Here is a 14277-nt window from a genome sequence, read left to right on the forward strand (position 1 = left end):
CTCATCCCGGTCGGTGCGACGTGTCATCGCAGCCGCTGTGGGCCGTCGAGGTGGCGGCTCTCGCCCCGACACAAGGAGTAACGAGCAGCATGGCTCAGGGCACCGTGAAGTGGTTCAGCGCCGAGAAGGGCTTCGGCTTCATCGAGCAGGAGGGTGGCGGCGACGACGTCTTCGTCCACTACTCCGCGATCCAGTCCAACGGCTACAAGTCGCTCGAGGACAACCAGAAGGTCGAGTTCGACGTCACCCAGGGCCCCAAGGGCCCGCAGGCCGAGAACGTCCGTCCTCTCTGATCCCTCCCGATCGAGGAGACACGCGTCTTCCGCGAGGCCCCGCCGGGCGACCGGCGGGGCCTCGCGAATTTTTCCAGAACTTTTGGGTTTGCCCGATCCGCTTGGGGGGAGGATGGTTGCGGATCGATGTGCTGGCCGTGGCGGGCCGGAAGGGAGGAGCGCATGCCTGATCAGTTCGACGTGACCCTCGAGGACGGCGACCTCCTCGTCGAGGTCGAGCTGACGACCAACCTCATCATCGCCGCCAGCGCCTCCGACGAGCGTCTCAGCACCGAGGAGATCGACCGGATCCTCGGGGGTCGGCTCGCCCGCCTAGCTGTCCTAGCAGGTCGCGAACAGGACCGGACCGCTGGTCAGGTCCGACAGCACGAAGGCGCCGGCGACCGGGTCGAGGGCCAGGGTGAGCACCTTGTCCGAGGCGACCACCTTGCCCAGCCGGTAGCGGTCGGTGAAGCTGCCGCCCTGGCCGGGCGCCGGGCCGGCCGCGAGCCGCGATCGGCTGTCCGCGTCGGAGCGGGCCTGCTCCGCAGTCTCGAACGCCATCGCCACCCGGACGTCGCCGCCGGGCTGGGCCGCCATCGCGTAGCCCGCGATCGGGTGCACCTCGCCTGCCGCCTTCAATAGCTCGCTCGCCCGGGTCCGCTCGGCCGGGTCCGCCTCGGACATGGCCAGGGCCGTGCAGACCTGGTCGCCGGTGTACGCCGCCGCGCTCAGTGCCGGTCCGGCCGCGGCGACCGCCTCGGCCACCGCGTCGTCCTCGTCGCCGCGGGCCAGGTCGGTGCGCTGGGCCAGGAAGCCGGCGTCGTCGCTGCCGATGAGCAGCCGGTTCTTCTCGTCGACCTGGAGCGCCGCCAGCTCGGGGGTGACCGGCCCGTCGAAGCCCTCGAGCAGGTCGACCCCGCCCTCCCAGACGCCGTCGGCCTCGGGCGGCTCGAGGAAGCCCGCCGTCCGCAGCCGCTCGCGCAGCCGCCCGATGTCGTACGACTCGGGCAGGCCCATGATCACCAGCGCGCCGTCGCGACCCTGGGCGAACAGCTCCCAGTCGAGGGTGGCGGGGGAGAAGCCGAGCTCCTGCTGGATCGTCGGCGCGGACTCGCTCAGCGCGGTCATCGACGACAGGTCGCGGTCGTAGGCCTGCTGGAGGAAGTCGTCGACGTCCTCGGGTGAGGAGCTGTCGGACAGGCGTACCCCCAGCTCCTCGCGGACGCCGGCCCAGTCGGTCCAGCTGTAGCGCTGGGTGCTCGTGGGCGCGAGCTCGAGCGCGGCCGAGAAGCGGCTGGCGTCGTCGCCCCGCAGTCGCACGACGACCACCGCGGCCACCGCCGCGACCAGCGCCACGGCGACGACGAGGACCAACCAGCGGCGAGGCGTCACGGTTGCATACCCTAGGCCCGTGCCCGACATCCTCGCTGCCGGCGTGGTCGCGTTCCGTCCCGGACGTGAGGTGCTGCTCGTGCACCGGCCCAAGTACGACGACTGGTCCTTCCCCAAGGGCAAGCTCGACCGCGGCGAGCACGCCACCGCGGCTGCCGTGCGCGAGGTGGCCGAGGAGACCGGCGTCCACGTCCGGCTCGGGCCGCCGCTGCCCACCCAGCGCTACCCGGTCGCGCGCCGGATGAAGACCGTCCACTACTGGACCGGCCGGGTCGTGGGCGACGACGACGTGTCGGCGTACCGGCCCAACGACGAGATCGACCAGGTCGCCTGGGTGCCCGTCGCCGACGCCCCCGAGCGGCTCACCTACGACCGCGACCGGGAGACCCTCGCCGACGCCCTCCGGGTCCGTCGCAAGACCCACGCGGTCGTCGTCCTGCGCCACGCCCGGGCCCGCTCCCGCTCGGCCTGGCGCGGCCCGGACGCCGGACGCACCCTCCTCAAGGTCGGCGAGGCCGAGGCCGACCGCCTGGTCCCGCTCCTCGCGGCGTACGGCGTCACCCGGGTCGTCACCTCGACCAGCACCCGCTGCGTCCAGACGGTCCGCCCCTACGCCGAGACCGCCGGCTACCCCTTCGACCTGCGCCCCCGGCTCACCGAGGAGAACGCCGCCCCGCGCCCGGTCGCCAAGATCGTCCACGAGCTCCTCGACGGCGACGGCGCCACCGCCGAGAACGCCGTCCTCTGCACCCACCGCCCCGTCCTCCCGCTGGTGTACGACGCCGCGGGCGTCGAGCTCGCCCCCGACGACGGGCTGGCCCCGGCCGAGATGCTCGTCCTGCACGTGCGCAAGGGGCGGATCGTGGCGGTCGAGCGGCACCAGCCGCGCTGACCGCGCCCCGTGACCGGGCCCCCTGGCCCGGGCCCTGAGACCGGCGCCACGCCGTCTCCCCGCCCCGACCGCCACTGTTCACCATGCGTTCAGATCCGCCGGGGAGTTGCGTTACCGACGCTGCCTAACTTCATGGTCGTCCAGTACGCATCGAGGGGCGGATCGAGAAGGCCCCTCACCCCTGAGAGGCAAGTTCCTTGAACCTCAAGACCATCCGCCGCGCCGCGGTGCCCGGTGTCGCTGCTCTGGCCCTGCTCATGAGCGCCTGCGGTGCCTCGAACGAGTCCGGTTCCGGTGACGACAACAACGACTCCGCCGGCCTCAGCGGCACGCTCAAGGGTGGCGGCGCCACGTCGCAGGAGAAGGCCCAGGAGGCGTGGAAGACCGCGTTCCAGGGCAAGAACACCGGCCTCACTGTCGACTACCAGCTCCTCGGGTCCACCGATGGCCGCAACCAGTTCATCGCCAAGGCGCTGTCCTTCGCCGGCTCCGACTCCTACCTCAAGGACGAGGACCTCACCAAGGCCAAGGAGCGCTGCGACGGCAACATCGTCGAGGTCCCGGCCTACATCTCCTCGATCGCCGTCGCCTACAACCTCCCGGGTGTCGACGAGCTCAACCTCGACGCCGACACGCTCGCGAAGATCTTCGACAACAAGATCACGAAGTGGAACGACCCGGCCATCGCCGCGCAGAACGACGGCGTCGACCTGCCCGACCTGAAGATCACGCCCGTCCACCGCTCCGACGACTCGGGCACCACGAAGAACTTCACCGACTACCTCAACAAGGTGGCGCCGGACTCGTGGAAGTACGAGGCCGAGGACGCGTTCCCGGTCTCCGGCGGTCTCTCCGCCGAGGGCACGTCGGGCGTCGTCAAGTCGATCACCGACACCGAGGGCGTCATCGGCTACGCCGACGCCAGCCAGACCGGCGACCTGAAGCACGTCTCGGTCAAGGTCGGTGACGCCTACGTCGCGCCGTCCCCCGAGGGTGCCGCCAAGACCGTCGAGGTCTCCCCGGTCGTCGAGGGCCGCGACGCCACCGACATCGCCGTCGACGTCGACCGCACCACCACGGAGGCCGGCGCCTACCCGGTGATCCTGCTGTCGTACCTCATCGCCTGCGAGAAGTACGACGACAAGGCCGAGGCCGACAACGTCAAGGGCTACTTCGAGTACATCGTCTCCGACGAGGGCCAGGCCGAGGCTGCCGACTTCGCCGGCTCGGCGAAGCTCGCGCCCGAGACCGCGAAGAAGGTCCAGGACATCGTGGCGGGCATCTCCGCCAAGTGATCCACCGGAGGGGGTGAGGAACGCGCGACGCGTGCCTCACCCCTTCCGTCAGCCCCAGCACCCCCACTCCGAGCACGAAGGCGAACGACGTGACAGCACCCACCACCGAGGCCGAGGACGCCCCCGCGGCCTCCTGGGCCAGCGTCCGTGGTGGGGCCGGCGACCGCATCTTCAGCGGCGCGGCCCTCCTGGCCGGACTGAGCATCCTGGCCGCCCTCGCGGGGGTCTTCATCTTCCTGGCGATCAAGGGCGTCACCGGCTTCACCAAGCCGGCCGAGGTCTACGGGCCGCACGCCGAGAGCTTCGTCGGGTACGTCGTCCCGCTGCTCGTCGGCACCTTCACCGCCTCGATCATCGCGCTGATCATCGCGGTGCCGCTCGCCTTCGGCATCGCGCTGGTGATCAGCCACTACGCGCCGCGGTGGATCGCGGCCCCCGTGGCCTACGTGATCGACCTGCTGGCCGCCGTGCCGTCCGTCGTCTACGGCCTGTGGGGTGCCTTCTACCTGGCCAAGAAGCTCGTCCCGATGCACCAGTGGCTGCACGACCACCTCGGCCCGATCCCGGTCATCGGCCACCTCTTCGGCGAGCCGAGCCCGGCCGGTCGCACGCTGCTGACCGCCGGCATCGTGCTGGCGATCATGATCCTGCCGATCATCACCGCGATCACCCGCGAGGTCTTCTCCCGCACGCCGCGGCTGCACGAGGAGGCCGCGCTGGCCCTCGGCGCCACGCGCTGGGAGATGGTCCGGATGACGGTCTTCCCCTACGCCCGCTCCGGCATGGTCTCGGCCGTGATGCTGGGCCTGGGCCGCGCCCTCGGCGAGACGATGGCCGTCACCATGGTGCTCTCGGTCGGCTTCGACCTGTCCTGGAACGTGCTCGCCACCTCGAGCCCGACCTCGATCGCCGCCAACATCGCGCTCAAGTACAAGGAGCGCAGCGCCGACCTGCTCAACGTCCTGGTCGCGACGGGTCTGGTGCTGTTCCTGCTGACCTTCCTGGTCAACTTCCTCGCCCGCTGGATCGTGGGCCGCAGCGAGAGGCGGATGGCTCGATGAGCACGCTCGAAGAGGTCTCGACGCGGGTGCACGTCTCGCTCGTCCAGCCGCGGCTGCCGCGGCAGGCGCCGGCCATCACCGGCGTCATCGCGGTCGCCCTCGGCGCGCTGATGCTCGTGCTGGGCATGGGCGTCGTGGGGGCCATCGTCCTCGCCGTGGTCGTCTACATCGTCGCGCTGCCGCTGTGGTCGCTGGCGATCGAGGGCCGGCGCAGCGCGACCGACCGGTTGATGACGGCGCTGATCTGGTCGGCCTTCGGCGTCGCCGTGGTGCCCCTCGTCTCGCTCGTCTGGCGGGTCGTCAGCAAGGGTGCCGGGCGGATCGACGGCACGTTCCTGAGCTACTCGTTCTTCAAGACCCAGATCGACCAGCCGGTCGGCATCTACCACGCGATCATCGGCACCCTGCTGATCACGCTGGGCGCGACGATCATCTCGGTGCCCGTGGGCGTCATGGCCGCGGTCTACCTGGTCGAGTACGGCAAGGGCAACAAGCTGGCCAAGGCGATCACCTTCCTGGTCGACGTGATGACCGGTATCCCGTCGATCGTCGCCGGCCTGTTCGCGTTCGCCCTCTTCACGCTGATCTTCGGGCCGGCGTACGTGTCCGGCATCGGCGGCTCGGTGGCGTTGTCGCTCCTGATGATCCCCATCGTGGTGCGGGCCACCGAGGAGATGCTGATGCTCGTGCCCGACGAGCTCCGCGAGGCGGCGTACGCGCTGGGCACGCCGAAGTGGAAGACGATCGTGCGGATCGTGCTCCCGACCGCGCTCGGCGGCATCCTCACCGGCATCACGCTCGCGATCTCGCGGGTCATCGGCGAGACCGCGCCCCTGCTGCTCATCGCCGGCGCCACCGACCGCACCAACATGAACCTCTTCGACGGCGCGATGACGACGCTCCCGGTCCTCATCTACGGCCAGAACCTGCGGGGCGACGCTCCCGCCGAGGCGATCGCCTGGGGCGCCGCCTTCATCCTCATCGTCATCGTGATGGTGCTCAACCTGGCAGCACGCATCGTCGGCAAGATCTTCGCGCCCAAGAAGGGCTGAGAGGCAACACCATGGCCAAGAGCATCGACGTCTCCGACGTCAACATCTACTACGGCGACTTCCTCGCCGTGCAGGGCGTCAACATGACGGTCCGGGCCGGCGCGGTGACCGCCTTCATCGGTCCGTCGGGCTGCGGCAAGTCGACCTTCCTGCGCTCGCTGAACCGGATGCACGAGGTCATCCCCGGCGCGCGCGTCGAGGGCAAGATCGTCGTCGACGGGCAGGACCTCTACGAGCCCGGCGTCGACCCGGTCGCCGTCCGCCGCCAGGTGGGCATGGTCTTCCAGCGGCCCAACCCGTTCCCCACGATGTCGATCTACGACAACGTGCTCGCGGGTCTCAAGCTCAACGCCGGCAAGCTGAAGAAGAACGCCGCCGACGAGGTCGTCGAGAAGTCGCTGCGCGGCGCCAACCTCTGGAACGAGGTCAAGGACCGCCTCAACAAGCCCGGCATGGGCCTGTCCGGCGGCCAGCAGCAGCGTCTGTGCATCGCCCGCGCGATCGCCGTCGAGCCGCAGATCCTGCTGATGGACGAGCCGTGCTCGGCGCTCGACCCGATCTCGACCTCGGCGATCGAGGACCTGATCCACGAGCTCAAGAACGACTACACGATCGTCATCGTCACCCACAACATGCAGCAGGCGGCGCGGGTCTCCGACGACACCGGCTTCTTCAACCTCAAGGCGACCGGTGAGCCCGGCCACCTGGTGGAGTTCAACCCGACGAAGAAGATGTTCGCCAACCCGGACGACCCGGCCACCGAGGCCTACATCTCGGGCCGGTTCGGCTGAGCCGGCGGGTTCTCGGACCAGACGACATGGGCATGCTGGACGGGCGTCGGGACGCCCGTCGCCAGTCCGTGCGCGCCTACCTGCACCGCTGGGTCGAGTCCGCGGGAGCCCAGCTCCTCGTGGTCGACCCGGCCGACGACGGAGGCGCGCTCGCGGAGGCGATGGCGGGTCGCGGCGTCCACGTCACCTGGGTCGGCACGACGCTCGACGGCCTCGTCGCCTTCGGGCGCACCGACCCCCACGCCGTCGTGGTCGCGGCGGGCGCGCCGGGGATCCCCGCCGACGAGTTCGTCGGGCTGATCCGCCAGCACGGCTCGCCGTACGTGATCGCGGGGGCGGGCGGCGCCGACGACCCCACCACCGAGGCGGTGGGCCCGCTGATGCTGGCCGGCGCCTCCGCGGTGACCGTCCGCCCGTACGCCGCCCAGCACCTCTGGGACCTCCTCACCCACGCCCCGCGCTCGGTCGCCGAGCACGCGACCCTCGAGGTGGGACCCATCGAGCTCGACGCGACGGCGTACGCGGTGCGCGTCAACGGTGCGCGGATCGCGGACCTGCCGCTCAAGGAGTTCGAGCTCCTGCGCGCCCTGATGCTCTCGTCGCCCGGCGTGGTCACCGACGACGAGCTGCGCGAGGCGCTGTGGGGCGCCGACGGGAAGCGCCCCGGCGGCAACACCATCGCCATGCACGTCACCCGGCTGCGGACCCGGCTCGGCGACGTCGCCGACGTCCGCCGGATCCGGGGGCGGGGGTACTCGCTCACCGTGGTCTGACCGTCGTACCGGACAAAACGGTCGTGAAAACGGCTGATCCGCGACCGTTTTGTCCGGTACGACAGGAGAGGGGTCAGAGGAGCACGAGGTGGAGCAGCTCGTAGCAGCCCCACGCAGCGAGCGCGGCGGCCGGGAAGGTCGACACCCAGGCGGCGAGGATCGTGCGGGCCATGCCCCAGCGCACGGCGGAGAGCCGCTTGGTGGCGCCGGCGCCCATCACCGCGGAGGTGATGGTGTGGGTGGTTGAGATCGGCGCGTGGAAGACGAAGGCGGTCGTGTAGAGCACACCGGCGCCGACCGACTCGGCGGCGAAGCCGCGCGGCGGGTCGAGGTGGATGATCTTGCGGCCGAGGGTCCGCATGATCCGCCAGCCGCCGGCGTAGGTGCCGGCCGAGATGGCGCCGGCCGCGGCGAGCACGACCCAGATCGGCAGCGTCTCGATGTCGTACGAGCCGGGGTAGGCGATGACGAGCGTCAGCAGGATGACGCCCATCGTCTTCTGGGCGTCCTGCAGGCCGTGGCCGAGCGCGAGCGCGGCGGCGGAGACGGTCTGCATGCCGCGGAAGCCGCGGTTGACCTTGTGGGGGTTGCTCTTGCGGAAGATCCACAGGATCGCGGTCATCACCGCGAACGCCGCGAGGAAGCCGAACAGCGGCGAGACCACCATCGGGATGAGCACCTTCTGCACGATGGTGTCCCACTTGACGCTGACCCCGCCGGCGATCGCGGCGCCGACCAGGCCACCGATCAGCGCGTGGCTCGACGACGACGGCAGGCCGAAGTACCAGGTGATCAGGTTCCAGATGATCGCGCCGAGCAGGCCGGCCATGACGATGACCAGCCCGTGGTGGACGCCCACCTGCAAGGTGCCGTTGGCATCCTCGATGGTGATCACGTCGGCGACGGTCTTGGCGACTTCTTGGCCGAGGAGCGCGCCGATGAAGTTCATCAGCGCCGCCAGCGTCAGCGCGATCCGCGGCGTGAGCGCCCGGGTCGAGACCGAGGTGGCGATCGCGTTGGCGGCGTCGTGAAATCCGTTGGTGTAGTCGAACGCCAGGGCGATGACGACCACGGCGATCACGATCGCCAGCGTGAGAGTCACAGACTCAGCTTTCCTTGACGGCGATCTGCTCGATGGTGTTCGCGACCTTCTCGAAGGCGTCGATGGCGCCCTCGAGCGACTCGACGATGTCCTTCAGCTTGAGGATCTCGATCGTCGGGTACTCGCCGGAGAACAGCTTGGCGAGGGTGCGGCGGTGGTTGCGGTCGCCGGCGTTCTCGAGACGGTTGATCTCGATCCAGTAGTCGTCGAGCGACTGCATCGACTGCAGCCGCGGCATCGCGGCCGCGGTCAGCTCGGCACAGCGCTGGATGACGTCGACCTGCTCGGACAGCTCGGCGGGCAGCACCTTCACCTCGTACAGCAGGATCAGGTCGACCGCCTCGTCCATCATGTCCATGATGTCGTCGAGGCCCGACCCGAGGGAGTAGATGTCCTCGCGGTCGAACGGCGTGACGAAGGTGCTGTTGACCTTCTTCACGATCTCGTGGGTGGTCTCGTCGGCGGCGTGCTCGGCCGCGCGCATGCGCTCGGCGACGTCGGCCTTGTCCGAGGAGTCGGACAGCATCTCCGCGAGGAGCTCGGCGCCGCCCACGAGGTGCTGGGCGGACTGGGTGAAGAGGTCGTAGAAGGAGGTATCGACCGGACGCAGACGCAGACCCACATGGACTCCCGTTGAGGCGGAGGCGAACGCGCTCATGCTAGGGGGTCACGCGCCGGTGAACGCAACCCGAGGGGTGCCCCGGCCGGTGTGGCTCCGCGCACGTGGCGCGTTGCCGCAGGTCAGCGCGGCGTGTCGGCCCGGCGGCGGCGCTGCTGCTCGATGAGCTTCTCCTGGAGGTGGTCGACGCCCGCGTTGCGCTTCCACTCGCCGTCGGGGCCCAGCACCCAGGCCTGGGTGGTCGGGGCGAAGGCGAGGTCGAGCAGCCGGCGCACCTCGTCGCGCGAGGCGTCGGGGAGCCGGACCAGCACCTCGACGCGGCGGTCGAGGTTGCGGTGCATGAGGTCGGCGGAGCCGATCCAGGCGACCGGCTCGCCGCCGCCCTCGAAGGAGAAGATCCGGCTGTGCTCGAGGAAGCGGCCGAGCACCGAGCGGACGTGGATGTGGTCGCTCAGGCCCGGGACGCCGGGACGCACGGCGCAGATGCCGCGCACCAGCAGCTCGACCGGGACGCCCTCGCACGAGGCCAGGTAGAGCGCGTCGATGGTCTCCTCGTCGACCACGGAGTTGGCCTTGAACCGGATCCCGGCCGGGCGGCCGGCGCGGTGATGGGCGATCTCGGCGTGGATCTGCTCGACCAGGCCCGCACGCACCGAGTCGGGGGCGACGAGCAGCTGGTCGTAGGTCGCCTTGCGCGACCAGCCGGACAGGTTGTTGAAGAGGTGGGCGACGTCCTCGCCGATGGTCTCGTCGGTGGTGAGCAGGCCGAGGTCCTCGTACATCCGCGAGGTCTTCGGGTTGTAGTTGCCGGTGCCGATGTGGGTGTAGCGGCGGATGCCCTCGGGCTCGTCGCGGACCACCATCGCCAGCTTGCAGTGGGTCTTGAGACCGACCAGGCCGTAGACGACGTGGCAGCCGGCCTGCTCGAGCTTGCGGGCCCAGCGGATGTTGGCCTGCTCGTCGAAGCGCGCCTTGATCTCGACCAGCACCAGCACCTGCTTGCCGGCCTCGGCGGCGTCGATGAGGGCGTCGATGATGGGGGAGTCGCCGGAGGTGCGGTAGAGCGTCTGCTTGATGGCGAGCACGTGGGGGTCGGCGGCGGCCTGCTCGATGAAGCGCTGCACGGACGTCGCGAACGAGTCGTAGGGGTGGTGCACGAGGACGTCGCGCCGGCGCAGCGCCTTGAAGACGTCGACCGGAGCGGCGGACTCGACCTCGGCCAGGCGGGCGTGGGTGGCGGGGACGAACGAGGGGTACTTGAGGTCGTCGCGCGGAAGGTCGGCGATGGAGTGCAGGCCGCGCAGGTCGAGCGGGCCGCGGACCCGGAAGACCTCCTTGGGGCTGATGTCGAGCTCGGAGACGAGCAGCTCGAGCACCGACGGCGCGATGGACTCCTCGACCTCCAGGCGCACCGGCGGGCCGAACTTGCGGCGCAGGAGCTCCTTCTCGAGGGCGGCGAGGAGGTTCTCGGCGTCGTCCTCCTCGACCTCGAGGTCCTCGTTGCGGGTGACCCGGAAGGTGTGCGCCTCGAGCACGTCCATGCCGGGGAAGAGCCGGCCGAGGTGGGCGCCGATGACGTCCTCGAGCGGGACGAAGCGGGCGTTGCCGAGCGCCACGAAGCGGTCGAAGTTGGAGGGCACCTTGACCCTCGCGAACAGCTCCTTCTCGGTCTTCGGGTTGCGGATCACGACCGCGAGGTTGAGCGAGAGCCCCGAGATGTAGGGGAAGGGGTGCGCCGGGTCGACCGCCAGCGGCGTCAGCACCGGGAAGATGCGGTCCTTGAAGAGGCGCTTGCAGAACTTCTGCTCGTCGCGGTCGAGGTCGGACCAGCGGACCAGCTCGATGCCCTGCTGGTTGAGCTCGGGGATCACCTGGTCGTGGAAGGCGCGCGCATGGCGGTGGCTGAGCTCGGCGGTGCGCTGCCAGATCGCCTCGAGAACCTCGAGCGGCATCATCCCGCTGGCGGCCCGGACGGCGAGGCCGGTCGCGATCCGGCGCTTGAGGCCGGCGACGCGGACCATGAAGAACTCGTCGAGGTTGCTGGTGAAGATCGCCAGGAAGCGGGCCCGCTCGAGCAGCGGCAGGCTCTCGTCCTCGGCGAGCTCGAGCACGCGCTCGTTGAAGCGCAGCCAGGACAGCTCGCGGTCGATGAACCTGTTGTCGACGTCCTCGATCGCGGCGACGAGACCGGGGTTGGGGATGCCGTCGAGATCGAGCGCGGCCGGGTCGGCGGGGTGGCCTTCGGACGGGACGACGGCGAGGTCCGGCTGCTGCTCGAGGGACATGTGATCGAGTGTGGCAGTTCCGGGTGAACGCGAGGTGACGTCGCGGTGCCCGCTCGGGCGAGCACCCCTCCCCACCGAGGTGACTCACGGGTAAGTTGTGCCCGTGGACCTGCGAGCGACCATCGAGGGCGGCGCCCTGAAGACCCTGCTGAGCCTGCCGGCGACGGTGCAGCGCGCGCTGTCCGGGCGCCCGCTCGTCCTCGACGGGCAGACCCTGGCGCCCGACCTCCAGCTGTTGCTGGGGATGCAGAAGCTCGCCCGCCGCGGCGAGCTCGGCGGCGCCTCGCTCGAGGCCGGCCGGGCCGCGCTGAGCGCCAACGCCGCCCTCGCCGGCGGCCGGCAGCCCATCGGCGCCGTCCGCGACCTCGTCGTCGCCGGCCTGCCCGCCCGCCACTACCTTCCGCACGGCGCCCACGCGGCCGACCAGGGCACCCCGCTGCTGCTCTTCTTCCACGGCGGCGGCTTCCTCTACGGCGACCTCGACTCCCACGACGCCCCCTGCCGGGTGCTCGCCGAGGAGTCCGGCGTCCCGGTGCTGGCGGTGGACTACGGCGTCGGCCCCGAGGCGGCCTTCCCGGCCGCCTTCGACGACGCCGAGGCCGCCCTGCGCTGGGTGCGCGACCACGCGGACGAGCTCGGCGTCGACCCGGACCGGATCGGCGTCGGCGGCGACTCGGCCGGCGGCAACATCGCCGCCTGGACCGCCATCGCCGCGGCCCGCGACGGCATCCCGCTGGCGTTCCAGCTGCTCGTCTACCCGTGCACCGACATCGACCGGGACACCGAGAGCCTGCGGCTGTTCGGCGAGGGGCTCTACCTCACCGCCGAGTCGATGGACATGTTCACCGCGACCTACCTCACGACCCCCGAGGCGCGTGCGGACGAGCGGGTCAACCTGCTCGACGTCGCCCTGCCTCCCGGGCTCGCGCCGGCGTACGTGGTGACCGCGGGGTTCGACCCGCTGCGCGACGAGGGCGAGGCCTACGCCCGGCACCTGGTCGAGGCCGGCGCCGAGGTCGAGCTGCGCCGGTTCGTGGACCAGATCCACGGCTTCCTCAACATCGTCGGCGTGGGCCGGTCCAGCCGGGCCGCCGTCCTCGAGATCGCCGGGCGGCTGCGGGAGCTGGCTACAGCTCGGGGCGGTACTCGCGCAGCTGACGGGTGAAGTCCGCCGCGTCCACCATCGACCCGTCGACGACGAACGGGTCGAGGTTGCGGCGCGGGAAGCGCACCGCCCACCCGCTCTCGCCCGGGCGGCCGCTGATCTCGACCTGGGTGCCGGGCTTGCGGAGGTCGAACCGGTAGGTCGTCTCGCCCTGCTCGACGTACACGATGCCGCGCACGACGCTCACCTCGACCGGCACCACCCGGGTGCGCGCCGCGCCCCACGCCAGACCGATCGTCAGCGCGATCATCACCACGCCGAACGGCGTCGCGATCTTGCCGTTGAGCAGCGCCAGCAGCGCCACCATCGCGGCCACCACCGCCGTCGCCCCGAGCACCAGCGACAGGATCCGCGGGTCGCTGCCGTCACCGGTCAGCCGGTCACTGCCCGGCGCCGGGTCGCCGTCGAACAAGGACAGCGAGCCGCCGTCGGCCTCGAGCTGAGCGATCCGCTCCCGCGCCGCCGCCAGCTCACCGGTCAGCGCCGCGACCTGCGCCTCGGCCTCCTCGCAGCGCCGGAGCAGGTCGTCACGCTCGGTGCGGAGCGACGTCGCCTCGTCGGGCTCTACAGGTCCGTTCGCCACTGGCGCAGCGCCTCCAGGAACGTGCGCGGCTCGACCATCCGCGCGTCGATGACCACGGGGGACATGCTCCGGCGCAGGATCAGCACGCGCCAGTTGCGCTGGCCCGGCGTCCCCGTCTGCTCGATCTTCGTGTTCGGGCTGGTCAGGTCGAACTGGCTGTTCGTGTCGCCCACCGTCACCTTGAGCACGCCCACCTCGTCGATGTGGACGCTCCGGGACGAGCTCGACACCTTGAGCGCATAGCCCAGCAGCACCGCCGCCGCCACCGTCAGCGTCGCGCTGAACCCGATGTCGTCCCACAGGCTGCCCTTGATCGCCATCCGGCCGACGACCGCCGCGCAGGCGAGCGCGACCAGGATCGCGACCGGCGCCAGGCTGCCGTTGCCGCGCTTGGCGTGGAAGGGGATGGGCTTGGTGGTGGTCTTGGTGGTGAAGGCGGCGACCGGCTGCGGCTGGGGCCCTGGCTCTGGTTCGGGCTCCGGCTCTGGTTCGGGCTCGGGCTCGATGACTGCCTCGGGCTCCGGCTCCGGCTCTGGTTCGGGCTCCGGCTCGGGCTCGGGCTCGGGCTCGGGCTGGATCTCGTCGGCCTCGTCCACGAGCTCGGCCGCGGTCCGCATCCGCCACGGCGTCGGCGGCTCCTCGGAGTCCTCGCTCGCCGAGTCGTCGTCCTCGGCGTCGATCAGCTCATCGGTCTCGTCCGGCACCGACGCGACCTCGGCCACCGGCACCGACCCGGCCGACGCGTGCCACTGCTCGAGCAGGGACGGCGGCCGGTCGTCGTCCGCGATCGCCGGGGCGTCGGCGGCGGCCGCCTCGACCTCGGACTCGGGCTCCGGCTCGATGACCTCGGGCTCGGCGGGACCGTCCTCCTCGGCGCGCAGACGCGCCCGGATCTGGGCCATCTGGGCCGCGACGGAGGTGAAGGAGTCCGACTCCTCGTGCTTCGGCTCAACCTCGGCGATCGGCTCGGGCTCCGCGATCGGCTCGGGCTC

13 protein-coding genes and 1 pseudogene are annotated in these 14277 nt (G+C 70.9%); 8 read left to right on the top strand and 6 right to left on the bottom strand.

Features of this window, described 5'->3' with window-relative positions; all coding sequences use genetic code 11:
- The first annotated feature begins 89 nt into the window (after nucleotides 1-89).
- Nucleotides 90-293 (top strand): cold-shock protein, encoded by a 204-nt coding sequence (locus tag BM223_RS03350; protein ID WP_038681651.1) that lies wholly within the window; start codon nucleotides 90-92, stop codon nucleotides 291-293.
- 321 nt (nucleotides 294-614) lie between these two features.
- Here the strand turns inward: BM223_RS03350 and BM223_RS28815 are convergent, their stop codons facing one another.
- Nucleotides 615-1667 carry a hypothetical protein gene (locus tag BM223_RS28815; RefSeq protein WP_038681650.1) on the bottom strand — a complete coding sequence of 351 codons (1053 nt, stop codon included), beginning with the start codon at nucleotides 1665-1667 and terminating at the stop codon, nucleotides 615-617.
- Between the two features lie 19 nt (nucleotides 1668-1686).
- On the opposite strand from BM223_RS28815, the gene BM223_RS03360 reads away from it, so the two are divergent.
- From BM223_RS03360 to BM223_RS03385, 6 genes are all read left to right on the top strand, one after another.
- Nucleotides 1687-2559, top strand: coding sequence for an NUDIX hydrolase (locus BM223_RS03360; protein WP_038681648.1), 873 nt, complete (start codon nucleotides 1687-1689; stop codon nucleotides 2557-2559).
- Nucleotides 2560-2756: 197 nt separating this feature from the next.
- Nucleotides 2757-3854, top strand: a complete 1098-nt coding sequence (gene pstS / locus BM223_RS03365) for a phosphate ABC transporter substrate-binding protein PstS (protein ID WP_038681646.1) — start codon at nucleotides 2757-2759, stop codon at nucleotides 3852-3854.
- 89 nt (nucleotides 3855-3943) lie between these two features.
- Entirely contained in the window at nucleotides 3944-4915 is a 972-nt protein-coding gene (gene pstC / locus BM223_RS03370; protein ID WP_038681643.1) for a phosphate ABC transporter permease subunit PstC, read from the top strand.
- Nucleotides 4912-5967: a phosphate ABC transporter permease PstA gene (pstA, locus tag BM223_RS03375; RefSeq protein WP_038681641.1), complete on the top strand. Its 1056-nt coding sequence runs from the start codon at nucleotides 4912-4914 to the stop codon at nucleotides 5965-5967. Before pstC ends, pstA begins: the two co-directional genes overlap by 4 nt.
- Nucleotides 5968-5978: 11 nt before the next feature.
- The gene (gene pstB, locus BM223_RS03380; RefSeq protein ID WP_038681640.1) at nucleotides 5979-6758 is read left to right on the top strand and encodes a phosphate ABC transporter ATP-binding protein PstB; all 780 of its coding nucleotides are present in this window, start codon (nucleotides 5979-5981) and stop codon (nucleotides 6756-6758) included.
- Nucleotides 6759-6790: 32 nt separating this feature from the next.
- Nucleotides 6791-7531 carry a response regulator transcription factor gene (locus tag BM223_RS03385; protein ID WP_052139011.1) on the top strand — a complete coding sequence of 247 codons (741 nt, stop codon included), beginning with the start codon at nucleotides 6791-6793 and terminating at the stop codon, nucleotides 7529-7531.
- Nucleotides 7532-7604: 73 nt separating this feature from the next.
- On the opposite strand, the gene BM223_RS03390 is transcribed toward BM223_RS03385, so the two are convergent.
- The 3 genes from BM223_RS03390 to BM223_RS03400 form a co-directional block, all read right to left on the bottom strand.
- Nucleotides 7605-8633, bottom strand: coding sequence for an inorganic phosphate transporter (locus BM223_RS03390; protein ID WP_038681638.1), 1029 nt, complete (start codon nucleotides 8631-8633; stop codon nucleotides 7605-7607).
- Nucleotides 8634-8637: 4 nt separating this feature from the next.
- A complete protein-coding gene (locus tag BM223_RS03395) occupies nucleotides 8638-9255 on the bottom strand; it encodes a DUF47 domain-containing protein (RefSeq protein ID WP_038681635.1) in 618 nt (205 codons plus the stop codon).
- Nucleotides 9256-9374: 119 nt separating this feature from the next.
- Nucleotides 9375-11537 carry an RNA degradosome polyphosphate kinase gene (locus BM223_RS03400; RefSeq protein WP_082003791.1) on the bottom strand — a complete coding sequence of 721 codons (2163 nt, stop codon included), beginning with the start codon at nucleotides 11535-11537 and terminating at the stop codon, nucleotides 9375-9377.
- 103 nt (nucleotides 11538-11640) lie between these two features.
- Here BM223_RS03400 and BM223_RS03405 point away from each other — a divergent pair, with 103 nt between their 5' ends.
- A complete protein-coding gene (locus BM223_RS03405; RefSeq protein WP_235319053.1) occupies nucleotides 11641-12702 on the top strand; it encodes an alpha/beta hydrolase in 1062 nt (353 codons plus the stop codon).
- Here BM223_RS03405 and BM223_RS28230 read toward each other — a convergent pair.
- Both BM223_RS28230 and BM223_RS28820 read right to left on the bottom strand, forming a co-directional pair.
- The gene (locus BM223_RS28230; RefSeq protein WP_038681631.1) at nucleotides 12665-13285 is read right to left on the bottom strand and encodes a hypothetical protein; all 621 of its coding nucleotides are present in this window, start codon (nucleotides 13283-13285) and stop codon (nucleotides 12665-12667) included. The two genes, BM223_RS03405 and BM223_RS28230, sit on opposite strands and share 38 nt — an antisense overlap.
- Nucleotides 13267-14277 (bottom strand): annotated as a pseudogene (locus tag BM223_RS28820) (hypothetical protein); the annotation flags it as partial. The pseudogene BM223_RS28820 and the gene BM223_RS28230, both read right to left, overlap by 19 nt.

Source organism: Pimelobacter simplex (assembly GCF_900114845.1).
Taxonomy (GTDB): domain Bacteria; phylum Actinomycetota; class Actinomycetes; order Propionibacteriales; family Nocardioidaceae; genus Nocardioides; species Nocardioides simplex.

What these genes read in the sequence shown, in the direction of transcription:
- BM223_RS03400 (WP_082003791.1), bottom strand. Translation starts at nt 11,537, where the DNA reads ATGTCCCTCGAGCAGCAGCCGGACCTCGCCGTCGTCCCGTCCGAAGGC.
- BM223_RS03385 (WP_052139011.1), top strand. Translation starts at nt 6,791, where the DNA reads ATGCTGGACGGGCGTCGGGACGCCCGTCGCCAGTCCGTGCGCGCCTAC.
- pstB (WP_038681640.1), top strand. Translation starts at nt 5,979, where the DNA reads ATGGCCAAGAGCATCGACGTCTCCGACGTCAACATCTACTACGGCGAC.
- BM223_RS03350 (WP_038681651.1), top strand. Translation starts at nt 90, where the DNA reads ATGGCTCAGGGCACCGTGAAGTGGTTCAGCGCCGAGAAGGGCTTCGGC.
- pstA (WP_038681641.1), top strand. Translation starts at nt 4,912, where the DNA reads ATGAGCACGCTCGAAGAGGTCTCGACGCGGGTGCACGTCTCGCTCGTC.